25 protein-coding genes are annotated in these 25,623 nt (G+C 72.8%); 15 read left to right on the top strand and 10 right to left on the bottom strand.

From position 1 onward, the window contains the following. Positions 1–69: 69 nt before the first annotated feature. Positions 70–2,793 carry a glycoside hydrolase family 2 protein gene (locus tag E5083_RS17720; RefSeq protein ID WP_135787026.1) on the bottom strand — a complete coding sequence of 908 codons (2,724 nt, stop codon included), beginning with the start codon at positions 2,791–2,793 and terminating at the stop codon, positions 70–72. A 324-nt stretch (positions 2,794–3,117) separates the two neighbouring features. After that, positions 3,118–3,744 (bottom strand): sigma-70 family RNA polymerase sigma factor, encoded by a 627-nt coding sequence (locus E5083_RS17715; protein WP_135786678.1) that lies wholly within the window; start codon positions 3,742–3,744, stop codon positions 3,118–3,120. A 102-nt stretch (positions 3,745–3,846) separates the two neighbouring features. On the opposite strand from E5083_RS17715, the gene E5083_RS17710 reads away from it, so the two are divergent. Next, positions 3,847–4,836: a MerR family transcriptional regulator gene (locus tag E5083_RS17710; RefSeq protein ID WP_135786677.1), complete on the top strand. Its 990-nt coding sequence runs from the start codon at positions 3,847–3,849 to the stop codon at positions 4,834–4,836. On the opposite strand, the gene E5083_RS17705 is transcribed toward E5083_RS17710, so the two are convergent. Continuing rightward, positions 4,811–6,187 carry a cryptochrome/photolyase family protein gene (locus tag E5083_RS17705; protein WP_135786676.1) on the bottom strand — a complete coding sequence of 459 codons (1,377 nt, stop codon included), beginning with the start codon at positions 6,185–6,187 and terminating at the stop codon, positions 4,811–4,813. The two genes, E5083_RS17710 and E5083_RS17705, sit on opposite strands and share 26 nt — an antisense overlap. A gap of 70 nt (positions 6,188–6,257) precedes the next feature. After that, entirely contained in the window at positions 6,258–7,844 is a 1,587-nt protein-coding gene (locus E5083_RS17700; RefSeq protein WP_167513569.1) for an SDR family oxidoreductase, read from the bottom strand. Between the two features lie 195 nt (positions 7,845–8,039). On the opposite strand from E5083_RS17700, the gene E5083_RS31235 reads away from it, so the two are divergent. After that, entirely contained in the window at positions 8,040–8,207 is a 168-nt protein-coding gene (locus E5083_RS31235) for a hypothetical protein (protein WP_167513568.1), read from the top strand. Here the strand turns inward: E5083_RS31235 and E5083_RS17695 are convergent. Continuing rightward, positions 8,204–9,235 (bottom strand): acyl-CoA dehydrogenase family protein, encoded by a 1,032-nt coding sequence (locus tag E5083_RS17695; RefSeq protein WP_135786674.1) that lies wholly within the window; start codon positions 9,233–9,235, stop codon positions 8,204–8,206. The two genes, E5083_RS31235 and E5083_RS17695, sit on opposite strands and share 4 nt — an antisense overlap. A 53-nt stretch (positions 9,236–9,288) precedes the next feature. Between E5083_RS17695 and E5083_RS17690 the strand changes: the two genes are divergently transcribed. From E5083_RS17690 to E5083_RS17680, 3 genes are all read left to right on the top strand, one after another. Then, positions 9,289–10,197, top strand: a complete 909-nt coding sequence (locus E5083_RS17690; protein WP_167513567.1) for an aldo/keto reductase — start codon at positions 9,289–9,291, stop codon at positions 10,195–10,197. 96 nt (positions 10,198–10,293) lie between these two features. Continuing rightward, positions 10,294–10,683, top strand: coding sequence for a VOC family protein (locus tag E5083_RS17685; RefSeq protein WP_135786672.1), 390 nt, complete (start codon positions 10,294–10,296; stop codon positions 10,681–10,683). A 45-nt stretch (positions 10,684–10,728) separates the two neighbouring features. Next, positions 10,729–11,799, top strand: coding sequence for an adenosine deaminase (locus tag E5083_RS17680; protein ID WP_135786671.1), 1,071 nt, complete (start codon positions 10,729–10,731; stop codon positions 11,797–11,799). Here E5083_RS17680 and E5083_RS17675 read toward each other — a convergent pair. Both E5083_RS17675 and E5083_RS17670 read right to left on the bottom strand, forming a co-directional pair. Then, positions 11,781–12,296, bottom strand: a complete 516-nt coding sequence (locus E5083_RS17675) for a mycothiol transferase (protein WP_135786670.1) — start codon at positions 12,294–12,296, stop codon at positions 11,781–11,783. The two genes, E5083_RS17680 and E5083_RS17675, sit on opposite strands and share 19 nt — an antisense overlap. 45 nt (positions 12,297–12,341) lie before the next feature. Continuing rightward, a complete protein-coding gene (locus E5083_RS17670) occupies positions 12,342–13,244 on the bottom strand; it encodes a LysR family transcriptional regulator (RefSeq protein WP_135786669.1) in 903 nt (300 codons plus the stop codon). A 144-nt stretch (positions 13,245–13,388) separates the two neighbouring features. On the opposite strand from E5083_RS17670, the gene mgrA reads away from it, so the two are divergent. The 3 genes from mgrA to E5083_RS17655 all read left to right on the top strand — a co-directional run bounded on the left by mgrA (position 13,389) and on the right by E5083_RS17655 (position 15,810). Beyond that, positions 13,389–14,381, top strand: a complete 993-nt coding sequence (gene mgrA / locus E5083_RS17665) for an L-glyceraldehyde 3-phosphate reductase (RefSeq protein WP_135786668.1) — start codon at positions 13,389–13,391, stop codon at positions 14,379–14,381. 408 nt (positions 14,382–14,789) lie between these two features. Then, entirely contained in the window at positions 14,790–15,200 is a 411-nt protein-coding gene (locus tag E5083_RS17660) for a hypothetical protein (protein WP_135786667.1), read from the top strand. Positions 15,201–15,351: 151 nt separating this feature from the next. Beyond that, on the top strand, positions 15,352–15,810 hold the full coding sequence (locus E5083_RS17655; protein ID WP_135786666.1) for an ATP-binding protein: 459 nt from the start codon (positions 15,352–15,354) through the stop codon (positions 15,808–15,810). A gap of 204 nt (positions 15,811–16,014) precedes the next feature. On the opposite strand, the gene E5083_RS17650 is transcribed toward E5083_RS17655, so the two are convergent. Further along, positions 16,015–16,905, bottom strand: a complete 891-nt coding sequence (locus tag E5083_RS17650) for an RNA polymerase sigma factor SigF (RefSeq protein WP_135786665.1) — start codon at positions 16,903–16,905, stop codon at positions 16,015–16,017. Between the two features lie 287 nt (positions 16,906–17,192). On the opposite strand from E5083_RS17650, the gene E5083_RS17645 reads away from it, so the two are divergent. Continuing rightward, positions 17,193–17,675, top strand: coding sequence for a VOC family protein (locus tag E5083_RS17645; RefSeq protein WP_135786664.1), 483 nt, complete (start codon positions 17,193–17,195; stop codon positions 17,673–17,675). Positions 17,676–17,692: 17 nt separating this feature from the next. Here the strand turns inward: E5083_RS17645 and E5083_RS17640 are convergent, their stop codons facing one another. Next, entirely contained in the window at positions 17,693–18,595 is a 903-nt protein-coding gene (locus E5083_RS17640; RefSeq protein WP_244317537.1) for an aminoglycoside phosphotransferase family protein, read from the bottom strand. Between the two features lie 62 nt (positions 18,596–18,657). Here E5083_RS17640 and E5083_RS17635 point away from each other — a divergent pair, with 62 nt between their 5' ends. The 5 genes from E5083_RS17635 to E5083_RS17615 all read left to right on the top strand — a co-directional run bounded on the left by E5083_RS17635 (position 18,658) and on the right by E5083_RS17615 (position 23,655). Next, complete coding sequence (locus E5083_RS17635) at positions 18,658–19,452, top strand: VOC family protein (protein WP_135786663.1); 795 nt, start codon at positions 18,658–18,660, stop codon at positions 19,450–19,452. 33 nt (positions 19,453–19,485) lie between these two features. Continuing rightward, positions 19,486–20,187: a ribonuclease H family protein gene (locus E5083_RS17630; RefSeq protein ID WP_135786662.1), complete on the top strand. Its 702-nt coding sequence runs from the start codon at positions 19,486–19,488 to the stop codon at positions 20,185–20,187. A 96-nt stretch (positions 20,188–20,283) separates the two neighbouring features. Then, positions 20,284–21,495, top strand: coding sequence for an FAD-dependent monooxygenase (locus tag E5083_RS17625; RefSeq protein ID WP_208754096.1), 1,212 nt, complete (start codon positions 20,284–20,286; stop codon positions 21,493–21,495). Positions 21,496–21,604: 109 nt separating this feature from the next. Next, positions 21,605–23,092 carry an MFS transporter gene (locus E5083_RS17620; protein ID WP_135786661.1) on the top strand — a complete coding sequence of 496 codons (1,488 nt, stop codon included), beginning with the start codon at positions 21,605–21,607 and terminating at the stop codon, positions 23,090–23,092. Next, entirely contained in the window at positions 23,089–23,655 is a 567-nt protein-coding gene (locus E5083_RS17615; protein ID WP_135786660.1) for a TetR/AcrR family transcriptional regulator, read from the top strand. The genes E5083_RS17620 and E5083_RS17615 overlap by 4 nt, the downstream gene beginning before the upstream one ends. A 1-nt stretch (position 23,656) precedes the next feature. Here E5083_RS17615 and E5083_RS17610 read toward each other — a convergent pair whose 3' ends face one another. Then, positions 23,657–24,541, bottom strand: coding sequence for a LysR family transcriptional regulator (locus E5083_RS17610; protein ID WP_135786659.1), 885 nt, complete (start codon positions 24,539–24,541; stop codon positions 23,657–23,659). 137 nt (positions 24,542–24,678) lie between these two features. Here E5083_RS17610 and E5083_RS17605 point away from each other — a divergent pair, with 137 nt between their 5' ends. Beyond that, a complete protein-coding gene (locus tag E5083_RS17605) occupies positions 24,679–25,563 on the top strand; it encodes an SDR family oxidoreductase (protein ID WP_135786658.1) in 885 nt (294 codons plus the stop codon). Positions 25,564–25,623 lie beyond the last annotated feature (60 nt).

Below are 25,623 nucleotides of genomic sequence, written 5' to 3'. Positions count from 1 at the left end.
CCGCCCCCGGGAACTCCCATCGGGAGAGTGCCCGTGGCGGCGGCCGTCGACGCGGCCGGCGGCGGGATTTCAGGAGGCGGGGACCGTCCGTTCCGGGGTGTTCCAGCCGGAGACCCGCACCTGTGGCGCCGAGCCGTGCAGGTCCGCTGTGCGGTAGGTGGCGGTGAGCGTCACCGACTCGCCCGGCCAGAGCCCGACCTGGTTGTCCGACCAGCGCACCGGCAGCACCGGCCGGCCCTTGGCGTCGACCAGATGGACGTCCGTCAGCAGCGAGGGCGTCCGGCCGCCGCCGGTGCGGCGCAGGGTCACCGTCGTGGTCGACAGCGCGCCCGAGGAGCGGGTGGCCGCGGTGGCCGACACCGGTACTTGTGCCATGGCGGAGAGGCCCTTGAGGTCGGCGTAGGCGGTCGTCGGGGTGTAGTACCAGTCGGTGTGCGCCCAGTCGAGGGTGTCGGGCCGGGTGGAGAGCCAGTACACGTTCCGGCTCACCTCCCGGCCGTCGGGGCCGGTGAGCACCAGGCGGAGAAGGTGGGTCCGGGAGGTGCCGCCGATGTCCTTCGGCAGGGTGAATGCGGTGGAGTGCGCGCCGTCACCGGGGACGCGGAGCCCGGTCAGGGTGCGGTCGTAGCGCGGGGTGCCGTCCGGGTCGAAGAGGGTGGCCCGCGCGGTGAGTGAAGTGGCGGGCAGGTGACGGTCGTTGACGACGACCACCGAGCGGTCGTCGTAGGAGTACTGGACGTGCAGTGGCTCGCCCGCCTTCTTGGCGCCGAAATAGGCGCCGTTCTGGTCGAGATAGCGGTCCATGAGCTGCCAGTGCAGCGAGGTCCAGCCGCTGTTCAGCATCCAGTGCACGATCCCGGTGGCCGGCTTGTCGGCGTCGCGGGCGTTGCGGCGGTACGCCTCGAACTCGGCGCGGACGTTTTCGTACTGGGCGAGCTGCGCCTTGCGTACGTAGTCGGTTAGGCCGGCCGGGGCGCCGTAGCGGGCGGTGAGGGCGTCGTTGTAGAGCTTGAGGGTGGAGAAGACGGCCGAGGGGGAGCGGTGGTACTGCTTGGCCGTCGGGGTCTTCCACAGGGTGTCCAGCTCGGCCGGGGTCATCATCCGGCGCAGGGTGTCCAGGGTGGGGATGCTGGGGCCCGCGCTGGTCTCGGAGTTGAAGCCGGTGGCGCCGCCCTCGCGCTTGGCGTACCAGTAGGCGGGCGGTACCCAGTCGTAGGGGCCGCTCATCTTCATGCCCGAACGGCCAAGCCTCGGCGAGGAGTTGTCGGAGGCGGCCGGGACGACGGGGGTGGGCCAGTCGGCGGCCGTGAGGGCGTCCAGGTAGTTCTTCTCGATCGTGGCGTCCGGTGCCGCGTCGCTGCCGATCAGGAACGAGATGACGCTCGGGTGGGCGCGCAGCCGGGCCGCCTCGGCGGCCATGGACGCCTTCGCCACCGCGTGGTCGTCCGCGTCCCACTTCTCCCCGGAGCCGTCCTCGTTGACCTGGCCCTCCCACTTGTCGCAGCACTCCCAGCCGGGCAGCGTGAGGACGCCGAGCCGGTCGGCCAGGTCGAAGAACTCGTCCGGCTCGATGTGCCCCTCCAGCCGGACGGTGTTCAGCCCGAGGTCGAGGACGTACCGCAGCCGGTCCTCCGCATAGCCCCGGTCCCAGCGCAGGAACTGGTCCGGCGACCAGCCGCCGCCCCGGATCAGCAGCGGGCGCCCGTTGATGCGGTACTGGCGGGCGCCGTCCTTGTTCAGGGGTGCCCGGACGTCACGGATGCCGAAGGTCTGGTGCGCGGTGTCGGAGACGGCACCGGCGACGGAGGCGGTGAGCCTCAGGTCGTGCAGCGGCTGGCCGCCCATTCCGGCGGGCCACCACACGCGCGGGGAGCGCAGGCGCAGGCCGGGTACGTCGGCGGGGGAGAAGGCGACGGTGCGCGACTCGTGTGCGGCGAGGGGGACCCGGCGGGCCAGCGTGGTCCCGGCGACGCTGCCGGTGACCAGGGCGGTGACCGCGCGGCCGGTGTCGTTGCGCACCCGCGCCTTCACCGTCAGGTCGGCGGTGGCCAGCGACGGCACGGCCAGGTCGGTCACCACATGGGCGTCGCCCAGCGCGACCGGCCCGCCGCGCCGGACCAGGACGTCGCGGACCAGGCCCATGTTCTGGTCCGGGGGCGGCTGGAGCCAGTCGAGCCAGCCCATGCTGAGGTCCCGGTTCGGATCGTTGGGCCGCACCCGGAAGGCGACCGTGTTCCGGCCCGGTCGCACCAGATCGGTGATGTCCAGCTCGTGCCGCGTGTACGCGCCTTTGACCTGCGCGTCCGTCGCCACCCGGTGGCCGTTGACATGCACCTCGGCGGCCGGGACGACTCCGCTGAAGTCGAGCCGGGTGCGCCGGGAGGTGTCGTCCACGGTGAAGTCGGAGCGGTACCACCAGGGCACCTTGAAGTCGGCCTTCGGGATCTTGCTCAGGTTGGTCGAGCGGAAGGGGTCCGGGTAGCGGCCCTCGGCCAGCAGGGCGGCGAGGACCGTGGAGCGGGGGCCCGCGTAGTGCCAGCCGCGCGCCGGGTAGCCGGGGGAGGAGACGGTGGCCGCCGGGTCGCCGACCTTCGCGGTGGACTGGAGGGCGAAGGAGGCGAGCGGGGTGGCCGAGCCCGCCGTGTCCGGGACGCGGGTCGCTCCGGGGGCCGGGCGCGGGGCGGGGGCGCGGTCCTTCGGGGCCGCCCAGGCGGTGGTGGTGAGGGTGCCGATGAGGCCGAGGAACGCCGCGGCCGTGGCGAGGCGGCGGCCGGGGGCGGGGCGAGCGGACAGGGCGGTCTCCAGCCTCGTGAGGTCAAGGAACGCTATGGCCCGGCTCAAGCTAGAAAGCGCCGCGAACCGTGTCAAAGACCTCCGGCCAGGACGCGCCGCCCGCGCGCACGAGGAGGCCGGTCCGCTCCGGCGGACCGGCCTCGCGTCCTTCGTTGTCGGTGGGAGTCTGCGTACGGTCCTCCTTCCGTCGAACCGAGCGGACTCGACCGCGTCCGGTGGGCCTGCGGTGGAGTGCCGCGTATCGCGTATCCGTCCATTCTGCGCCTTTTATTCCCGTATGTGTAGGGGGGTTCAGGTAATACTTCGACCGAAATCGCATCCCCTTCAGACGGCCGCCTCCAGCGGTTCCCGGCGCTCGATGCCGGAGCGCAGCCGGTGCAGGCCCCGGCGGGCGTGGCTCTTCACCGTGCCGAGCGGCCAGCCCGTGCGGGCGGCGATCTGCGGCTGGGTGAGGTCCTCGTAGAAGGCCAGGTAGAGCACCCGGCGCTGGGCGGCGGGCAGCCGGCCCAGTTCGCGGCGGACCAGGAGCCGGTCGAGCACGGCTTCCGGGTCGGCGGCGGTCTCGGCACCGAGCGCGGCGCGGGACAGGGAGGCGGCCGCCGCCGCGACCAGCTCGCCGCGCCGGGCGCGTGCCGCCAGCGCGTCGAAGATCTTGCGCCGGGTGATGCCCACGATCCAGCCGCCCAGCGGGCCCCGGTCCGGCCGGTAACCCGCACGGCCCCGCCACACCCCGAGGAACACCTGCTGGGTCACGTCCTCCGCCTCGCCGGCGTTCCCCAGCGCGCGCCGGGCGAGGGCGTACACCAGCGAGGACCAGCGCCGGTATACAGCCGCGAGACAGTCCTCGTCCCCCGCGACCAGGCCCCGCGCCAGCTCCTCGTCGTCGCACCCGTCCCCGGCCGGGGCCACGGGCGGCGCGGCGGGGGCGGGCGGGGGCGGGTACGAGGTCATGACCTGGCTCCTCGGGTGGGACGGTCAGGTCATCGTGGGAGCCGGTGCCGGGCGCCGACAACTCGCATCGTTTCTGCGTCGTTCCCGGCGTACAGTCGGCGTATGGACGACGAAGCGCCCGGCGCCGGACTGACCACCGGCGCGCTGGCCCGCAGGCTCGGTGTCTCGCCCACCACCCTGCGCTCCTGGGACCGCCGCTACGGCCTCGGCCCCGCCGCCCGCGCCGACGGCAGACACCGCCGCTGGACCCCGGACGACGTGGCCGTGCTGGAGGCGATGTGCCGCCTGACCTCCTCCGGCGTACCGCCCGCCGAGGCCGCCCGCACCGCCCGCGACGCCACCCGCACGCCCGCCGGGCGGACCCCGGCCCCCGCGCCCCGCTCCCGCGCCCCCGGCGCCCTGCCGCTGGGCGACGTGCGCCAGGAGTGCCGGGGCCTGGCCCGCGCGGCCGTCCGGCTGGACGCCCCGGCCGTGGAGGAGCAACTGGACGGTGTGGTCGCCGAGTACGGCCTCACCGTCGCCTGGCAGGACGTGATGGCGCCCGCCCTGCACGCCGTGGGCCGCAAGTGGGTCTCCTCCGGGGACCGTTACATCGAGGTGGAGCACCTGCTCTCCTGGCACGTCTCCACCGCCCTGCGCCGCCACACCCCCCGGCTCGGCCCGCCCGGCACCCCCGTCACCGGCCCCGTGCTGCTCGCCTGCACACCCGACGAACAGCACACCCTTCCGCTGGAGGCCCTCAACGCCGCGCTGGTCCAACAGGGCGTCCCCACCCGGATGTTCGGCAGCGCCGTCCCCTCCGACGCCCTCGCCGCCGCCGTGCGGCGCCTCGGCCCGGCCGCCGTCGTGCTGTGGTCCCAGTCCCGCGCCACCGCGAGCCTGCCGCTGGCCCGGCATGTCGCGGGCATCGAGTGGGGCGTACGCGGCGCCCGCGGGCAGGCCCTGATGATGCTCGGCGGCCCCGGCTGGGCGGGCCGCTCCAGCCATGGCATGCTCCGCCCGACCGGACTCGCCGACGCCCTGGACACCCTGACCGCCGCCTACGGCACCGAGCCCGGCCGGAACCTCACTCCAGCCCGCGGGCGTGCTTGAACCGGTCCAGCCCGTCCTTGAGGTCGACGATCGGGTCCGGATAGTCCCCGAGCCTCGCCCGGTCCGACCCGCTCAACTTCCACGGTTCGTGCACCGCTTTGCCCTCCACATGCGCCAACTCCTCGACCCAGCGCCGGACATAGGTGCCGTCCGGGTCGTACCGCTTGGCCTGGGTCGTCGGGTTCAGCACCCGGTTGGGGCGGGTGTCGGTGCCCGTACCCGCCGTCCACTGCCAGTTGAGCTGGTTGTTGGCCACGTCCCCGTCGACCAGCAGGTCCAGGAAGTGCCGGGCGCCCACCCGCCAGTCCACGTACAGCGTCTTGGTCAGGAAGCTCGCGGTGAGCAGCCGGCCCCGGTTGTGCATCCAGCCCTCGTGCCGCAACTGCCGCATCGCCGCATCCACGATCGGATAGCCGGTACGGCCCTGACGCCACGCCTCGATGTCCGCCTCGGCCTTCCTGCCGGTGCGCCAACGGTCGCGCCGGGTGCGGTAGTCGGCGCGGGACGCCGCTGGACGCACCGCCAGCAACTGCCGGTTGAAGTCCCGCCAGGCGACCTGCCGTACGAACGCCTCCGCGCCCGCACCGCCCGCCAGCCGGGACCGGTGCACGAGTTCCACGGGCGAGACGGTGCCGAAGTGCAGATGCGGCGAGAGCCGGGAGGTGCCGTCGCCGGCCAGGTCGTCGTGCTGGTCCTCGTACGCGTCGATCCCCGAGCGCAGCCAGTCGGCCACCATCCGGCGCGCCACCACCTCACCGCCCTCCGCGAGCGCCGGCGACGTGCCCGACACCGCCTCGCGGGACGGGAGTTCCTCGGACTTGATGCCGTCCGGCACGCGCACCTTCCGGGGTGCGCCGAGCGGGTCGCGCTGCGAATGCCCCGACCAGTGGCGGAAGTACGGGGTGAACACGGCGAAGTGGTCCGAGGCCGTCGGAGTCACCGAGCCCGGCTCCACGGCGGCGGTCACCGTGTCGTGGACGTGCAGCCTGCGGCCGTCCGCCTCCAGCGCCTCGCGCAGGGCATGCTCGCGGTGGTGCGCGTAGCCGCTGGCGTCGGCGGCCATGTGCACCTCGTCGGCGTCCGCCTCCGCGACCACCTTCAGCACCTCGGCCACCACGTCCCCGGAGCGCAGCACCAGCCGGCCGCCGCGCTCGCGCAGCCCGGCGTCCAGGTCCCGCAGGCAGTCGGCGAGGAACGCCAGCCGGTTGGGCGCGGCGAACCCCGCGCCGTCGATGCCGTCGTCGCGCACGAACAGCGGCACCACCTGCCGGGCCCCGTCCAGGGCCGCGCGCAGTGGCGGATGGTCGTGCAGACGCAGATCGGCGGTGAAGAGGACGACCGAGGTGTTCATCGAACGGCTCCGGAGCAGGGGATGCTTACGGTGGACTCTTCCGGGCGAGCGCCCCGGACGGACGCGGACGTCAACGCCGTGCCCGCTTCTTCAGCCTCCGGTGCTGGAGCCCCAGGTTCTTGATGCCCCGCTTCCGCAGCCCCCGGTTCTTCATCGTCGGCACCGGACCGAAGACCGCGGCCCGCGCGATGTTGCGGGCCATCCCGCCGAACACGATCGCGTGGAACGGCGACACCGACCACCAGTACGCCTGGCCGAGCAGCCCGCGCGGATGGAACAGGGCGCGCTGGCGGTACCGGCTGCGGCCCTCGCCGTCCGGCTCCGCGTACATCTCCAGCCAGGCCAGGCCCGGCAGCCGCATCTCGGCCCGCAGCCGCAGCAGATGGCCCGGCTCGATCTCCTCCACCCGCCAGAAGTCCAGCGAGTCGCCCACCCGCAGCCGTTCCGCGTCCCGGCGCCCCCGGCGCAGCCCCACTCCGCCCATCGCCCGGTCCATCCAGCCGCGCAGGGACCAGGCGAGCGGGAAGGAGTACCAGCCGTTGTCGCCGCCGACCCCCTCGATCACCCGCCACAGCCGGTCCAGCGGCGCGTCCACCACCGTCTCGCGCTCGTCGGTGTACAGGCTGCCGCCCGCCCAGTCCGGGTCGGTCGGCAGCGGATCGCTCGGTGCGCCCGGCACCGACGCCGACGACCAGCGGGTGACCACCTTCGCCTCCCGCACCCGGCGCAGCGCCAGCCGTACCGCCTCGTCGAAGGTGAAGGGATGTCCGGGCGGCTCGGGCAGATACCGCCGGATGTCGTGCTCGCGGCACACCACCTCGTACCGCAGCGACTCAGTCAGCGGACGGGCGATCGACGCGGGCACCGGGGTCACCAGCCCCACCCAGTGGCTGGACAGACCCGGCGTGAGCATCGGCACGGAAAGGATCAGCCGGTGCGGCAGATGGGCGAGCCGGGCGTACCTCAGCATCATCTCCCGGTACGTCAGTATGTCCGGCCCGCCGATGTCGAAGGTCCGGTTCACGTCCTCCGGCAGCCGCGCGGAGCCCACCAGCAGCCGCAGCACGTCCTTGACGCCGATCGGCTGGATACGGGTGTGCACCCAGCTCGGGGTCACCATCACCGGCAGCCGCTCGGTGAGGTAGCGCAGCATCTCGAAGGAGGCCGAGCCGGAGCCGATGATCACCGCCGCGCGCAGGACGGCCGTCGGCACCCCGGACGCCAGCAGGATGTGCCCGACCTCCGCCCGCGAGCGCAGATGCGGGGACAGCTCCCGCTCCGGCACCCCGGCCGGGGTCAGCCCGCCGAGGTACACGATCCGGCGCACCCCGGCCGCCTTCGCCTGCTCGCCGAAGTACCGGGCCGCGCGCCGGTCGGTCTCCTCGAAGTCGTCCCCGCTGCCCAGCGCGTGCACCAGGTAGTACGCCACGTCGACGTCCCGCATCGCCTCGGCCAGCGAGTCGGGGTCCGTCACATCGCCCCGGACCACCTCCACGTCACCGGCCCACGGAAGGTCGCGCAGCTTGCCCGGGGTACGGGCCAGACAGCGCACCTGGTGTCCGGCGGCGAGCAGCTCCGGCACGAGCCTGCCCCCGATGTAGCCGGTCGCCCCGGTCACCAGGCAGCGCAGGCCGCCCTCGGGCTCGTCGTCGTTCATCGTCCTACGGCTCCTCGGCATCGGTGTTCGCCCGTGGTCCGCCACGGCCTCCCTGTGATCCCTTCCCGCCCGGCGCCACAAGTGGATGCGGTTGTGCCGGACGGCGTACAACGGCATGTCCGCGGGATAGCCGGGCAGCCGGTGAGGTACAGGTTCCGTGTCCCGTCCGAACCTTCCGCCGGAGGTGCAGCCGCCATGAATTCGACCGTGCTGGAGCGTTTCCCCGCAGGCTCACCGCGCGGCTCCTGGCCCGCCGAGGAGTACGCCGCCGCCCGCCGGGCGGAGGGTGAACCCGCGACGGTGGTCATGGACCTGAAGTCGGACGCGTTCCTGGTCGTGGTCGAGGGCCGCGCGGACGACTAGGGCGTGAGCGTCCGCAGATGTGCCTGCCGGGTCTCCCTCGTCTGACCCTGGATCAGCAGGAACATCCCTTCGCGGGCGACGCGTTGGGCCTTGGACGTGAGGGCCATCGAGCGCCCGCCGCCTGCTACGACCGCCGCCGTGGTGGCGGTGTTCAGCGCCGCGTACGCCTCCGCCCGGACCGCCAGTCGTTCCGCCACCCGCTCCAGCGGGGCCGGGTGGTCGGCCAGGGCGTAGGCGCGGGTGCGGATGTCCGCCAGATGGGCTCGTAGTGGGGCCGCTGTCTTCTCGTCCAGCAGGGACAGGGCCGCCGAGGCGATGCCGAAGACCGCCGGGTTGGTGTTCAGGGTCTTCGCCCGGTCGGTGGGGGCCCATTCGGCGTACGGGATGCGCAGGGCCACCGAGTCCTCGGGGACGCGCAGGCCGTCCAGCTCCAGGGACACGGTGTGCGCGGCGGTCAGGGCGGCCAGGCGCAGGGGGTCGGAGGGGCGCAGGCCCGGTTGGTCGCGGGCGTCCACGAAGGCGAACACCGCCTCGTCGTCCTCGGTCAGGCCGGCCAGCAGGAGGACGTCGTTCAGGCCCCAGCCGGTGTACCAGGGGACCGTTCCGTCGAAGCGCCAGCCCGTGCCGTCCCGGCGGGCCCGTACGGGTGCCTTCGGGTGGGCGCGCAGTTGGGCGTACGCCACCCCGGACAGCAGCTCGCCGCGCGCCAGCGGGCCCAACAGACGCTTCCGGGCGGCCGGTTCGCCCCGCGTGAGGACTTGTACGGGAGTATGGTGCTGGGACTGGACGAACCAGGTCGAGCCGCACGCGCCCGCCAGGATCTCCGAGACCTGCCGCACCACGGCGGGCGGCGCCGCCGAGCCGCCGTACTCAACCGGGGCGTTCAGGCCCAGCAGCCCAGACCGCTTCACGGCCTCGATGTGACTCGCGGGCACGCCGTCCTGGTCCACCCGCTCCGCCTCGGGCTCCAGCAGCTCGGCGGCGAGCAGGCGGGCGCGGGCGACGAGCGGATGATCGGTGATCGTCATGCGTCCCTTCCTACCCCGGCCGCACTGCCCGGCACCTGTGGCACACTCCGCCGATGACCTCCGAAACGATCACCGCGGCAGCCTCCGGCACCCTCACCCTCGGCGACCTCACCGTCCACCGCGTCGGCCTCGGCGCGATGCGGCTCACCGGCAACGCCGCCTTCCACCTGGGCACCCCCAGCGACCGGGCCCGCTCGCTCGCCGTCCTGCGCCGGGCCGTGGAACTCGGGGTGAACCACATCGACACCGCCGCCTTCTACTTCTCCTCCCTGCGCTCCGCCAACGAACTGATCAACACCGCCCTCGCCCCCTACGCCGACGAGCTGGTCATCGCCACCAAGGTCGGCCCCTTCCGCGAGCAGGACGGCTCCTGGGGCACCGCCGCCCGCCCGGACCAACTGCGCGGTCACGTCGAGGAAAACCTCCGCCAGCTCGGCCGCGACCACCTCGACCTCGTGTACCTGCGCCGGATGCGCCAGGACTCCGTCGCCGAACACTTCGGTGCCCTCGCGGAGTTGCGGGAGGCGGGCCTGATCCGGCACCTCGGCATCTCGGCGATCGAACCCCGGCACCTCGACGAGGCGCTGGCCATCGCCCCGGTGGTCGCCGTGCAGAACCGGTACGGTCTCGACAACCCCGGCCCGGAGGGCAAGGAACTGCTCAAGCTGTGCGGGGAGCGCGGCATCGCCTTCGTGCCGTTCTACTCCGTAGCCGGGGAGACCGGCGAACGGGGCGCCCACGAGCGGGTCGCGTCCGACGCGGACGCCGTGGTCGCGGAGATCGCCGGGGCGCACGGGGTCAGCCCCACCCAGGTCCGGATCGCCTGGACCCTCCACCAGGGCCCGCACGTCCTCGCCATCCCCGGCACCGGCGACCCCGCCCATCTGACGGAGAACATCGCGGCCGGCGCCCTGAAGCTCACCGACGGCGAACTGGGCCGCCTGAACGCCTTCCACCAGTAGCGGAGCACCCCGCCGGACCCCTCTCCGGAGGAGACTGGCGCGCCGGTAGTTTTACGTATAACCTCTCCCGCTAACCACCCCCACCGGAAGGCTCCGATGCGCCGCGTTGCCCTGGTCACCCTCGTCGTGGACGACTACGACGACGCCATCCGCTTCTACACCGAGGCCCTGGGTTTCCGGCTGGCCGAGGACGAGCCCCGTCCGGACGGCTCCCGGTGGGTCGTGGTGGAGCCCGGCGCGGAACAGGGCACCGGCCTGCTGCTCGCCCGCGCGAAGGACGACGCCCAGCGCGCCCGCGTCGGCGACCAGACCGGCGGCCGCGTCGGCTTCTTCCTGCACACCGACGACTTCGCCCGCGACCACGCCCGCATGACCGCCCACGGGGTGACCTTCCTGGAGAACCCCCGCCACGAGCCGTACGGCACGGTCGCCGTCTTCCAGGACCTCTACGGCAACCGCTGGGACCTGCTCCAGCCCGCCGCCTGAACACCGCACGAACCCCATCCGCACGACCCGCCGAGGAAGCACGCCATGACCGCGCCCCGCATCGACACCGAGACCCTCCGCCGGCTCCCCAAGGCCGTCCTGCACGACCACCTCGACGGCGGCCTGCGCCCCGCCACCGTCATCGAACTCGCGGCCGCGGTCGGCCACACCCTGCCCACCACCGACCCGGACGAGCTGGCCGCCTGGTACGTCGAGGCCGCGGGCTCCGGCGACCTGGTCCGCTACATAGGCACCTTCGAGCACACCCTCGCCGTGATGCAGACCCGCGAGGGCCTGCTGCGCGTGGCCGAGGAGTACGTGCTCGACCTCGCCGCCGACGGCGTCGTCTACGCCGAGGTGCGTTACGCCCCCGAGCTGAACACCCGCGCCGGGCTGACGCTGGCCGAGGTCGTGGAGACCGTGCAGGAGGGCCTCGCGGCCGGCATGGCCAAGGCGGCCGCCGCCGGGACGCCGGTACGCGTCGGCACCCTGCTGTGCGGCATGCGCATGTTCGACCGGGTGGGCGAGGCCGCCGACCTGGCCGTGGCCTACCGCGACGCCGGGGTGGTCGGCTTCGACATCGCGGGCGCCGAGGACGGTTTCCCGCCCGCCGACCACCTGGCCGCCTTCGAGCACCTGCGCGCCGAGAGCGTGCCGTTCACCATCCACGCGGGCGAGGCGTACGGCCTGCCCAGCATCCACCAGGCCGTCCAGGTGTGCGGCGCCCAGCGCCTCGGGCACGGCGTCCGCATCACCGAGGACATCGTCGACGGCAAGCTCGGCCGCCTGGCCGGCTGGGTCCGCGACCGCCGGATCGCGCTGGAGATGTGCCCCACCTCCAACCTGCAGACCGGCTGCGCCACCTCCATCGCCGAGCACCCCATCACCGCGCTGAAGGACCTCGGCTTCCGGGTCACCCTCAACACCGACAACCGCCTGGTCTCCGGCACCACCATGACCCGCGAGATGGCGCTGCTGGTCGAGGAGGCGGGCTGGACGGTGGAGGACCTCCGCACGGTCACCGTGAACGCGGTCAAGAGCGCCTTCATCCCATTCGACGAGCGCAAGGCGCTTATCGAGGAGGTCGTCCTGCCGGGTTACGCCGACGCGCTCTGAAGCAGCCCCTTGACGTAGGCGGCCTGTCCGACGTGCTGGAGATCGTCGGACAGGACGCTCACCAGGCGCACGCCCAGCGTGACCGGGGGCTCCCAGCGCTCGTCCACCACCCGCTCCAGGTCCTTGGCGGCCAGCGCCCGCAGCACGCCGAGGGTCTGGTCGTGCACGGCGTCGTAGTACCCGGCCAGCAGCACGGTCGAGGGGACCCGCACCTTCGCGGCCTGCTCGGGGGTGTGGCCGTAGCCGGTGTCGTGGTGCGGCAGCTCCAGGTCGAAGCGGTCGGCCCAGTCCCGCGCCAGCCACACCTGGTCCAGCCCGAAGGCGTCGGCGATGTGGTCGTCCTGCACCCGGCTCAGATGCCACAGCAGCCAGGCGATGGAGTTCGCGCCGGGCGCGGGGGAGTGGTCCAGGTCGTCCGCGCCGAGTCCGTCGAGCACGGTGTGGACTTCTTCCCGGATACGGTCGTAGCCCTCGATGAGGATCTCCTTCGCGTACATGTTCCCACCCTCGCGCATCCCCGCCCCCGGCGCGAGAGCGTGACGTCACCCGGGTTCGCCGGGTTCCGCCTCCGGGGTGCCCAGCAGGGCGATCAGGGCGCGGGCGGCGGGGCTGGTGGCCCGCTCCGGCGGCAGCAGGGCCACCGTCTCGTACGCCGCCTCGTCGACGCCCTTGAGCGGGAGCGCGGTGAGCGAGGTCCGCTTGTGCCGGAAGTGCCGGGGGACGACCGCGATGCCGAGGTTCTCGTCCACCAGGTCCAGCAGGCTGTGCACGTCGTTGACCTCCAGGGCGACCGTACGGCGCACCCCGGCCGCGGCGAACGCGGCGTCCGTGGCCCGGCGCGGACCCCAGTCCGGGTGGAAGTCCACGAACACCTCACCGGCCAGGGCGGCCGGGTCCGGCACCGCGCCCAGTTCGGCGAGCCGGTGCTCGGGATGGCACAGCACGGTCATCGGCTCGCTGGTCAGCGGCACCGAGCGCAACTGGTCGCCGTCGGCCGGGACGCGGTAGGCGAAGGCGAGGTCCAGCCGGCCCGCCGACACCCCCTCCGCCAGCGCGCCCGAACCGCTCTGCCGCAGCCGGATCTCCACGTCCGGGTGCTCCCGCCGGAAGCCCGCCAGCAGCCCCGCCACATGCACCCCGGCGATGCACTGCTCCGCGCCCACCGCCAGCGTGCCGCGCAGCACCCCCTGCACCGCGGCCACCGCCTCGTGCGCGGAACGCACCTGCGCGAGGATGCGCTCGGCCTCCACCAGCAGCGCCCGCCCGGCCTCCGTCAGCGTCACCCGGCGCGTGGTGCGCACGAACAGCGGCGCCCGCAGTTCCCGCTCCAGGGCGCGGATCGACGCCGAGAGCCCCGACTGGGACACCATCAGCCGCTCGGCGGCACGGGTGAAGTGCTGGTCCTCGGCGACCGCGACGAAGTGCTGGAGATGACGCAGTTCCATGATTGAGAAGCCTAGCCGCTGAAATCCATCGGATTCTCCTGTTGGACCGCTGACCGGGCGCCGGGGAAGAGTTGGGGGCAGGCTGCCGGACACCGCCGTGTCCGGCGCCGGGAAGACCGTGTGCCAACCCCTTATGGAGTCGCGTTGTACACCGCCCACCCCGACCGCTACGCCGACCTGCCCTACCGGCGCTCCGGACGCAGCGGACTGAAGCTCCCCGCGCTGTCGCTCGGCCTGTGGCACAACTTCGGCCCCGACCGGCCGGTGGAGACCCAGCGCGCGATCCTGCGCCGCGCCTTCGACCTCGGGATCACCCACTTCGACCTGGCCAACAACTACGGCCCGCCGCCCGGCGCCGCCGAGTCCGCGCTCGGCGAGGCGCTGAAGGCCGACTTCACGCCGTACCGCGACGAACTCGTCATCTCCACCAAGGCCGGCTATCTGATGTGGCCCGGCCCGTACGGGGAGTGGGGCTCGCGCAAGTCCGTGCTGTCCTCGCTCGACCAGAGCCTGACGCGGATGGGCCTGGACCACGTCGACATCTTCTACTCGCACCGCTTCGACCCCGAGACCCCGCTCGAGGAGACCATGGGCGCGCTGCACTCGGCGGTCCAGCAGGGCAAGGCGCTCTACGTCGGCGTATCCAACTACTCCGCCGAGCAGACCCGCGAGGCGGCGCGCATCCTGGGCGAGCTGGGCACCCCGCTCCTCATCCACCAGCCGCGCTACTCCCTCCTCGACCGGCGCCCGGAGGAGCAGGGGCTGCTGGACACCCTGGACGACCTCCAGGTCGGCTCGATCGTCTACTCCCCGCTGGAGCAGGGCCTGCTGACCGGCCGGTACCTCGACGGCATCCCGGAGGACTCCCGCGCCGCGAGCGACAGCCCGTTCCTGAAGTCCGACGCCGTCACCGAGGACCTCGTCGGCCGGCTGCGCGCCCTGAACGAGATCGCCGCCTCACGCGGCCAGACGCTGGCTCAAATGGCGCTCGCCTGGGTGCTCCGGGGCGGACGGATTACTTCCGCTCTTGTCGGGGCGAGCAGCACCAAGCAACTGGAAGACAGCGTCGGCGCCATCCGGAATCTGGAATTCGACGCGGCCGACCTGGCTCGTATCGACGCCGTCACGCAGACTTGAACTCGCCGGAACGGTAGCGGCGGAAGGCGGAAGTTTTTTCCGCCTTCACAATTTCTTCGCGTATTCCGGCGCGGCCGGCGCTGAATTCCTGCCACACCGGGAAGCGGCGCCGCGGCAGAGCCCAGGGGACCCCGCCCCTGGGCTCTTGCCTTGTGGGGACTGGCGAGCGGGGCCTCCGCGCGCCGCCCACGGTCGATAATCCGCCAACTAATGCGGGGCGCTCCCGCGCGTCACATGATTCGGCCAGAATCGGGGCATCGCATATGCCAGGAGAGTGGCCGGAAAGACATGGTGACAGTGTTTCCATTGTGGCGATACTCGAAATGCCAGGGGCACTTCACCGCACAGGAGCCGCACGGAAAAGAGAGGGACCGGTCGGCACACCGGCGAGGCAACGGGGGAGTGATCGTGCACGATGAATTCCTGTGCCATGTCACCGCGTACGGGATCTGCGGCGGTCAGCGGGTAGGCGTACCGCTCGGCACCTACCGCGCGCCCACCCTCGCGCTCGCCCTGTGGTGGCTGCGGGACCGCGCCTCCTGGATCGCCGAACGCCTGGACCCCAGCCCCGAGGGCGAGAAGATCCCGGCGGGCGCCCTCGTCCCCGTCGCGGACACCGTGGCCGACGTCCCCACCCTGCTGCGCGCCTGGTGTTCGGACGACGCCCGGCAGGAACTGGTCGCGGACGAACTGGCCGGCGGACGCCTGGTACGGATCGCCGCGAGCGACGACACCACCGAGTACGAACTCCTCGCCGAGTCGATCGACGCCCTGCGTATGCAGCGCACCGTCCCCGCCTTCGTCGTCCCCGTGGCCTGAGCGCGAAACCGCAGGCCCGGCCCGGTCGCGACACACCGGGAACAGGTCCGCGCACAGCGAACACATTGGGTGGAATGCGTCGGCCGAGTCGGGGTACGAGCAACAGAGGCAACAGGCGACCGGCCGTACCGGGCATTTCGAGAGAGACACCATGACCGAACACCTGGGCGTGGCAGTGGCAGTGATACCGACTGGTTTCGACGTACCCGTGGAACCCCTTCGGCGTGCGGCGCACTACACCGGGGAACCAGGATGCATCGCCGACGCGCGGGCTTTCGCCGGGCGCTTCCTGGAGCAGTTGCGGACCGAGTGGTGCGCCACCGTGGACAGCCGCACCGGCGGGGAGCTGCTGCTCGTCGTCAGCGAACTGGTCACCAACGCCGACCGGCACAGCGGGGGCCCGTACATCCTGGAGCTGGAGGGCACCGACAGCGCGGTCAGCGTCTCGGTGTACGACAGCAGCGTGGCGCTGCCCCGCTTCTTTCCCAAGGACCCCGAGCGGGTCGGCCATCACGGCCTGGAGATCGTGCGTGCGGTCGCCTCGGAGATCACCGTGGACCGCGTACCGGTGGGCAAGCGTGTGCGTGCCGTGATCCGGCTGGACGGCTGAGCGGACCGCTCCCCAGCCTTTCTGAGCCCTCCTGGGCAATGAACGCCGACCGCGATCCGGTCGGCGCCTTCGTGTGTCCGGATTCGGTTCTGCAGCCAGTCCGGGCACCGGCATGACGGTCGCGCAGGCATGACAAAGGGCGGTCCGGCCTTGGCCGAACCGCCCTTCTCAGTTCAAGACGTTCAGGGCGTCAGAGCGTCATGCTCAGGCGCAGCCCAGCTCGCCCAGCATGCCCTGGCGCAGCCGCGCGATGATGCGCTTGATCAGCCGGGAGACGTGCATCTGCGAGCAGCCCAGCTTCTCGCCGATCTCCGCCTGGGTGGCCTCCTCCACGAACCGCATGTGGATGATCTGGCGGTCACGGTCGCTCAGCTCAGCCATCAGCGGGGCGAGGGCGTGGAAGTCCTCCACCAGCCGCAGGCCCTCCTCCTCGACGCCGATGAAGTCCGCCAGGACCGCCTCGCCGTCCTCGCGGCCGTCGCCGGTGAGGGCGGCGTCCAGCGAGCTGGAGTTGTAGCCGTTCGAGGCGAGCTGGCCCTCGACGACCTGCTCCTCGGTGATGTTCATCAGCGTGGCCAGCTCGGCCACGGTCGGGTCGCGGTCCAGGCGGCTCGACAGCTCCTCGCGGGCCTTGGCCAGCTCCACGCGCAGCTCCTGGAGCCGGCGCGGCACGTGCACCGCCCAGGTGGTGTCACGGAAGAAACGCTTGATCTCACCCACGATGTAGGGGAGCGCGAAGGACGTGAACTCCACCTCGCGCGAGATCTCGAACCGGTCGATCGCCTTGATCAGGCCGATCATGCCGGTCTGGACGATGTCCTCCATGTCGTCGCCCCGGCCCCGGAAACGCCCGGCGGCGAAGCGGACCAGCGACATGTTCATCTCGATCAGGGTGTTGCGCGCGTACTGGTATTCGTGCGTGCCCTCTTCCAGCTCCGCCAGCCGGCGGAAGAACTGGCGGGACAGCGCCCGCGCGTCACGCGGGGCGACGGATGCGGGGTCCGCGATACCAGGAAGGATCTCCTCGTCCGTCCTGTCCTGCGCGGTCTTCTCCGCGACCTCTGCCTGTGACCGGATGCCGACGGCGGTGTCCATTACCTCTCCCAAGTAAGTCACGGTTCTACGACTGCTCCGCGGCCCGGTCTCCCGGGGCCACGGTTGCCGCGTGGTCCCCGGATACCCGGAGATCCCCGCCCCATGCACGTCTTCTCTCACGGGCCGGGTACCCCCGGTCACGCGACGCATGCAGACCAATTTCGACGTGGCTCGAAATCGCCGAAGTGGCTCGATCTTATCGGCCCGCGACCGATGAGTCCGGGCCCGGGGGCCGGTCGGTACAGGTGAGCGCGCGACCGGCGCCGCGACCCGTACAGGAGGTCCCCATGTCCCACGGCGGTTTCACCACATGTCTCTGGTTCGACGGCCAGGCGGAGGAGGCGGCGCACTACTACGTCTCCGTCTTCAAGGACTCCGGCATCGGCCGGGTCACCCACTGGAGCGAGGCCGGCCCCGGTGAGGCCGGGACCGTGCTCACCGTCGAGTTCACCGCCAACGGCCAGAAGTTCGTCGCCCTGAACGGCGGCCCCGAGTTCACGTTCAGCGAGGCCGTCTCGTTCATGATCCTCTGCGCCGACCAGCGGGAGATCGACCACTACTGGACCCGGCTCACCGAGGACGGCGGCGAGGGCGGGCCCTGCGGCTGGCTCAAGGACAAGTACGGCGTCTCCTGGCAGGTCTGCCCCGAGCGGCTGCTCGAGATGACCAACGACCCCGACCCGCAGAAGGCCGCCCGCACCTTCGGCGCCATGATGAAGATGGGCAAGCTCGACCTCGCCGCCCTCGAGAAGGCGTACGCGGGCGAATGACCGGCACCGGCGCCCGGTCACACGCCCTCGGCGAGCACTTCGCCGATCGTGTGCCGGGCGTTCTCCGCCAGGACCGGGTTGGTGCGCCAGTAGTAGGGGAGCTGGACCAGGGCGATGGACAGCGCCCAGCCCCGGCCGCGCGCCCACTCGGCGTCGTCCGCGCCCACCGCGTCGCGGAAGACGCCCCGGACGGAGGCGGGCAGCAGGTTCCAGGCCACGATCAGGTCCACGGCCGGATCACCCACCCCCGCGCAGCCGAAGTCGATCACCGCGCTCAGCCGGCCCCCACCGGAGACCAGCACATTGCCGGGGGAGAGGTCGGCGTGCGCCCAGACCGGCGGGCCGGTGTGCACGGGGGCGGCCAGCGCCCGCTCCCAGCGTGCGGTCGCCCCGGCCGTGTCGATGCGGCCCGCCAACTGGGCCAGCGCATCACGGGTCTCCGCGTCCTGGCCGGCGAGCGGACCGCCCCGGTAGCTCCGGGGCGCGTCCGGGGTCGCGGTCCGGCGCAGGGCGGCCACGAACGCGCCCAGCTCCTTGGCCAGTTGCTCCGGCTCCTCCACGGCGCCCGCGACCGGGTTGGCGCCGTCCAGCCAGCGGTACACCGACCAGGGCCAGGGGAAGCCGTCGTCCGGCTCCCCGGAGCCCACCGGCTCGGGGACGGCGACCGGCAGGCCGGGGGCCAGGCGGGGCAGCCAGTCCCGCTCGTGCGTCACGTCCGCCACCGCGCCCGGATGGCGGGGGAGCCGGACCACCAGCTCCGGGCCCAGGCGGAACATCGCGTTCTCCGTGCCGGACGACCGCAGCCGGGTCACCGGCAGCCCCGCCCACGCGGGGAACCGCCGCACCACCAGGCGCTCCACCAGCGGGGCGCCGATGTCGAGTTCACCGTCACGCATCTTCCGAGTACTCACCGGCCCCATCCAAGGGCCGGCGGGTCCCCGCTGTCGACCGAAAAAACACCGTCAACACGAGAGGGCCGACCATGGCCGTGCAATCCGAAGGAACGCCCTGCTGGGCCGACGCGATGTTCACCGACCTGGAGGGGGCCAAGCGGTTCTACGGCGACGTCCTCGGCTGGACCTTCGGCGAGTCGTCGTCCGAGTACGGCAACTACACCCAGGCGTACGCCGACGGCAAGGCCGTCGCCGCGATCGTCCCGCCCATACCCGGCCAGGAGAGCGCCTCGCAGTGGTGTCTCTACTTCGCCTCGCCGGACGCCGCCGCCACCGCCACGAAGGTCAAGGAGAACGGCGGCGAGGTGCTGATGGAGCCGATGCGGATCGGTGACTTCGGCACCATGGCGATCGCCCGCGAGCCCAGCGGTGCCGTGTTCGGCATCTGGCAGGGCGACGCCCACGAGGGCTTCGAGGCGGTGGCCCAGCCCGGCGCCTACTGCTGGACGGAGCTGTACACCCGCGAGCCCGAGAAGGCGGACGCGTTCCTGGCGGCCGTCTTCCCGTACCGGATGAAGGACATGGCGGACGGGCACGTCGACTTCCGGCTGTTCGACCTGGGCGCCGACCCGGTGCTCGGCCGGATGCGGATGGGCGAGGAGTTCCCGCCCGAGGGCCCCTCCTACGTCAACGTCTACTTCACCGTCGACGACTGCGACGCGGCCGTGGACCGCGCCACCGAGCGCGGTGCCGTGCTCCGGTTCGGCCCGATGACCAGCCCCTTCGGCCGGTTCGCCGCCCTCAGTGACCCGCAGGGCGTGACCTTCTCGGTGATCGACGTCACCACGACGGAGGGCGGCATGCCCGAGTTCAAGGACGCCTGACCCGGCCGGTCGGACCCCGCGCGCGGCCATGGCATGATCGGGCACATGCGTGAACGTGTGGTGGCCGCGTGCGACGGGGCTTCGAAGGGAAACCCCGGACCGGCCGGATGGGCGTGGGTGGTCTCCGACGACGACGAGCGGACCCCGGCCCGCTGGGAGTCGGGCCCGCTCGGCCGGGCCACCAACAACGTCGCCGAACTCACCGCGCTGGAACGGCTGCTGACCGCCGTCGAGCCGGACGTGCCGCTGGAGGTCCGGATGGACTCCCAGTACGCGATGAAGGCCGTCACCACCTGGCTGCCCAACTGGAAGCGCAACGGCTGGAAGACCGCCGCGGGCAAGCCGGTCGCCAACCAGGACCTCGTGGTCCGTATCGACGCGCTGCTCGACGGCCGCTCGGTGGAGTTCCGGTACGTCCCCGCCCACCAGGTCGACGGCGACCCGCTGAACGACTTCGCCGACCGCGCCGCCAGTCAGGCCGCCGTGGTGCAGGAGGCCGCGGGCAGCGCCCACGGCTCGCCCGAGCCGCCGCCCTCCCCCGACACCCCGGCCCCCTCCGCCCGCCGAAAGGCGCCCCGGCGCACCTCCGGCGCCTCTGGCTCCGCCTCCTCGCGGACCATCAAGGCCAAGTTCGCCGGCCGCTGCCTCTGCGGCCGCTCCTACGCGGCGGGCGAGTCCATCGCCAAGAACGCGCAGGGCTGGGGCCACCCGGAGTGCCGTACCGCCACCGGCTGACCGGCCCCGCCGGATGCTTCCGGGCCCGGTCGTACGCCGACGCTGCTACCCTGCGAGGCCGATCGACTACGTCCGGTGACTTCCAGGGGTGTGTGCGTGAAGGTCGTCTGCGTCGGAGGCGGGCCTGCCGGCCTGTACCTCGCCATCCTGCTCAAGCGGCAGAACCCGTCCCACGACATCACCGTCCATGAACGCGGCCCCGAGGGCTCCACGTACGGCTGGGGCGTCACCTACTGGCAGGGCCTGATGGCCCGGCTCCGCGCCCACGACCCCGAGTCGGCGGACGCCATCGCCCGGAACTCCGTGCACTGGCACGAAGGCGTCGCCCACGTACGGGACTTGAGTACCCGTCAGCGGGGCGATCAGGGCTCCGGCATCGGCCGCCACCGCCTCCTCGAACTGCTCGCCGAGCGCGCCCGACACCTGGGCGTGCGGCTGGAGTTCCAGAGCGAGATCACCGAACTTCCCGCCGGGGCCGACCTGGTGGTGGCCGCCGACGGCATCGGCAGCGCCCTGCGCACCCGGTACGCGGAACAGTTCGGCACCCAGGTCACCCACGGCCGCAACCACTTCCTCTGGCTCGGCACCACCAAGGTCTTCGACGCCTTCACCTTCGCGTTCGTCGAGACCGAGCACGGCTGGATCTGGGCCTACGGCTACCCCTACGACACCGGGCACAGCACCTGCGTCATCGAGTGCTCGCCCGAGACCCTCACCGGCCTCGGCCTGCACAGCGCCGACGAGGGCGACGGGCTCGCCCTGCTGGAGCGCCTCTTCGCCGGCCTCCTCGACGGCCACCCCCTCATCGGCCGCGCCAACGACGGCACCAGCGTCCCCTGGCTGAACTTCCGCACCCTCACCAACCGCACCTGGCACCACGACGGCCTCGTCCTGCTCGGCGACGCCGCCCACACCACCCACTACTCCATCGGCGCCGGCACCACCCTCGCCCTGGAGGACGCCATGTGCCTCGCCACCGCCCTGGGCGAGCACCCCGCCCTGCCCGACGCCCTCGCCGCCTACGAGAAGCGCCGCCGCTCCGAGCTGCTGTCCGCGCAGAGCGCCGCCCGCTACAGCGCCCGCTGGTACGAGAGCCTGCCCCGCTACATCGAGCTGCCCCCGCACCGCATGTTCGCCCTGCTCGGCCAGCGCCACTCCCCGCTGCTGCCCTACGTACCGCCCCAGCTCTACTACGGCCTCGACAAGGCCGCCGGACAGCTCGGACCGCTGCGCCGGCTCAAGCGCTGGCTCGGTCCCCGCGCCGCCCGCGCGCTGCACGCCGCGCGCACCCCCGACCGCTCCCGCTGACCCCTTGCGCCCCAGCTCAGGGGCACGGGTACCGGTTGGTGAATGGTCATTCACCGGATAGAGTGAATGGCTATTCACCAGTCACGCACATTCACCCGCAGGAGCGTCGATGGACCCCTCCGCCCCCATACCCGAGCCGTCCGGCACCCTCGCGGCGCCGCCCCGGCTGCGGGAGCGCCTCACCATCCCCGTGCTGGCGTCGGGCGGCATCCTCATGGCCGTCATGCAGACCGTGGTCGTCCCGCTTCTGCCGGACCTGCCCCGGCTCACCGGGTCGTCACCGGCCGCCGTCTCCTGGATGGTCACCGCCACCCTGCTCTCCGGCGCCGTGCTCACCCCGGTCCTGGGCCGCGCCGGTGACATGTACGGCAAGCGCCGGGTGCTGACCTCCGCGCTCGCCCTGATGACCGTCGGCTCGGTGCTGTGCGCGCTGTCCTCGGACATCACCGTGCTCATCATCGCCCGCGCCCTCCAGGGCGCCGCCGCCTCCGTCGTCCCGCTGTCCATAAGCATCCTGCGCGACGAACTCCCGCCCCAGCGGCGGGGGTCGGCGGTCGCGCTGATGAGCTCCACCGTCGGCATCGGCGCCGCCCTCGGCCTGCCGCTGGCCGCGCTCGTCGTGCAGTACGCCGACTGGCACACCATGTTCTGGCTGACCAGCGCCCTCGGCGCGCTCGGGGTCGCGGCCACCTGGTGGGCGGTCCGGGAGTCGCCGGTGCGCGAGCCCGGCCGGTTCGACGTGGTCGGCGCGCTGGGCCTGGCCGTCGCGCTGGTCTCCCTGCTGCTCGCCGTCTCCCAGGGCGGCCAGTGGGGCTGGACCAGCCCCGCCGTCCTCGGGCTGTTCGCCGCCTTCGCCGTGGTGCTCGCCCTGTGGTGGCGCCAGCAGCTCCGCACCGCCCGGCCGCTGGTCGACCTGCGGCTGGTGACCCGGCCGAGGGTGGGCCTGTCCCATGTGGCGGCCCTGCTCACCGGCTTCGCGTTCTACGCCAACTCGCTCGTCACCGCCCAGCTCGTCCAGGCGCCCAAGGCCAGCGGCTACGGGCTCGGGCTGTCCATCGTCGCCACCGGCCTGTGCCTGCTGCCCGGCGGCGTCACCATGCTGCTCTTCTCACCGCTGTCCGCCCGGATCTCCGCCCGGCGCGGGCCCAGGATCACCCTCGCGCTCGGCGCCGCCGTCATCGCCTGCGGCTACGCGCTGCGCATCGCCGACAGCCGCGACCTGTGGATGATCATCCTCGGGGCGACCGTGGTGGCCACCGGCACCACCCTCGCCTACTCCGCGCTGCCCACCCTGATCCTGCGCGCCGTACCGGCCGCCCAGACCGCGTCCGCCAACGGCGTCAACGTCCTGATGCGGACCATCGGCCAGGCCGTCTCCAGCGCCGCAGTCGCCGCCGTACTGGTCCACCACACCAGCCTCGTCGGCGGACTGCCGGTGCCCACCCTGCACGGGTATCTGCTCGCCTTCGGCATGGCCGGCGCCGTCGCGCTCGCCGCCTGCGCTGCCGCGCTCACCATCCCCGGCGACAACACCCCCGACGGCACCCCCCGCGCCGAGGGCACCGCCCAGGGGGCCCGCGCCCTGGAGGAGGCGTGACCACCGCACCCGCCCCCGCGCGCCGGGACGCCGAGGCGACCAAGGCGGCCATCCTCAAGGCCGCCCGGCACCTCCTGGCCCGGCACGCGCACGCCGACATCACCCTCAAGGCCGTCGCGGAGCGGGCCGGGGTCAGCGCGCCGCTGGTGGTGAAGTACTTCGGCAACAAGGACGCCCTGTTCGCCCGCGTCATGTCCTTCGACACCGACGCCGACGCCCTCCTCGACGCACCCCTGAACGGCCTCGGACGGCACATGGTCCGGCACGTCCTGGCCAGCCAGCGCGACCGCGGCGCCGACCCGCTGCTGCGCATCGCCTTCGCCCCGCTGCACGGCGACCACGGAGACATCCTGCGCGCCAACTTCCGCGCCCAGGTCACCGACCGCCTCGCCGCCCGGCTCACCGGCCCCGACGCGGGCCTGCGCGCCGAACTGGCCGTCGCCGCGCTGATCGGCGTCGGCGTCATGTACGGCATCGCCCGCGGCCCCCACCTGCGCGAGAGCGGCCCGGACGAGGTCGCCGACCGCTACGGGCCGCTCGTCCAGGCCCAGTTGACGCCCTGACTCACCCCTCGGGCCCCGTCAGCAGCGACTCCGCGCAGCGGCGGAACGCGGCGAGCAGGCGGCCGTTGTCGCCCGCGCGGGTGGCCAGCGCGACATGGCACGGCTCCACGCCGTGCAGCGGGATCGCGGTCAGATCGGGCCGCGCCGGCATCCCCGGCGCGGCCGCCGCGATCGCCAACGCCTGGCCGGACGCGACCAGTTCGAACTTGTCCTCGATGTCCCCGATGAACGGCCCGTCCGGCGCGGGCCGTCCGTCCGGGCGCGGGTCGATCCGCCAGAACGCGTCCCACAGCGGGTCCGGGACGCGGGGGAGGGGCTCGTCCGCGATGTCGTCCAGCGTGACCGACTCCTTGCCCGCCAGCCGGTGGTCCAGCGGGACCACCACCACGCGCGGCTCGTCGTAGAGCACGCTCACCCGCAGCCCGTCGGTGGCGAACGGCAGCCGGGCCACCAGGGCGTCCACCCGGTGGCCGAGCAGCGCCTCCCGCGCCTCGTGCCAGCGCAGGTGCGTGGCCCGCACGTCCGCGTCCGGGAACTTGCGCCGCATCTCCCGCACGGCCGGGGTGACCAGTACGCCCGTCGTGTAGCCGACGGTGATCCGGCTGGGCTCGGCGGCCGCCCGCGCCTCCGTCGCCGCCTGGTGCGCGGCCCGCAGCAGCGCCCTGGCGCGGGGCAGGAAGACCTTGCCCGCCTCGGTGAGCCGGGTGCCCTGCGGGGTGCGGTCCAGCAGTTCCACGCCCAGCTCCCGCTCCAGCCGCCGTACCTGACGGCTGAGCGAGGGCTGGGTGATGTGCAGGGCGGTGGCCGCGCGGCCGAAGTGCCGGTGCTCGGCGACGACCGTGAAGTACCGGACCAGCCGGAGATCGAGATCCGCGAAGTCGGACATGCCCTCCAGCGTACGGCCTGTACACCAGCGGTGATGCCCGGAGCGTATTGCGCCATGCGGAAGAAGCCTTGGACGCGCGGGTTCCGCCCGGCCGACGATGGAGGCACTTCCACCGACCATCCGAGGAGAGCTTCATCATGCGTGTTTTCGTCACCGGGGCCACCGGGTTCATCGGCTCCGCCGTGGTGCCGGAACTGATCGGCGCCGGGCACGAGGTCGTCGGCCTCGCCCGCTCGGACGACGGGGCCGCCGCGCTGAAGGAGGCGGGCGCCGAGGTGTTCCGGGGCACCCTGGACGACCCCGAGGGCCTGGCCCGCGCGGCGGACGGCGCCGACGGGGTGATCCACCTGGCCTTCGTCCACGACTTCGCCGACTTCGACGCGGCCGGCGCCACCGACCTGCGGGCTGTCGAGGCGATGGGCGCCGCCCTGGCGGGCTCCGACCGGCCGCTCGTGGTCACCTCCGGCACCGCGATCGCCCCGGCGGGCCGCCTCGTCACCGAGACCGACGCCCCCACGCCGGGCACCCACCGCACCCCGTCCGAGGAGGCCGCCGTCGCGCTGGCCGAGCGGGGCGTGCGCGGTTCCGTGGTGCGGCTCGCGCCCTCCGTGCACGGGCGCGGCGACAAGGGCTTCGTACCGCACCTCATCCGCATCGCCCGCGAGAAGGGCGTCGCCGCCCACGTGGGGGACGGCGCCAACCGCTGGCCCGGTGTGCACCGGCTCGATGCCGCCCGGCTGTTCCGGCTGGTGCTGGAGCAGGCCCCGGCCGGTACCCGGTGGCACGCGGCCGCCGACGAGGGGGTGCCGTTCCGGGAGATCGCGGAGGTCATCGGGCGTCATCTGGATGTGCCCGTGGTGAGCGTGCCGAGGGAGCGGGCGGGGGAGCACTTCGGGTTCCTCGGCCGGTTCGCCGGGGTGGACAACCCGACCTCCAGCGCCGCGACCCGCGAACGGCTCGGCTGGCGGCCCAGCGAGCCGGGTCTCCTCGCCGATCTGGACGAGGGCCACTACTTCGAGTGAACCAGCACAACAGGGCCGATCAAGTGAGCGGTTTGAAAGAACGTTTGCGCGGTTAATTGC

It is taken from the genome of Streptomyces bauhiniae, from assembly GCF_004784475.1.
In the GTDB taxonomy this organism is placed as follows: domain Bacteria; phylum Actinomycetota; class Actinomycetes; order Streptomycetales; family Streptomycetaceae; genus Streptomyces; species Streptomyces seoulensis.
The sequence above is the reverse complement of the archived record's forward strand: the minus strand, read 5'-3'. Positions and strand labels throughout refer to the sequence as shown.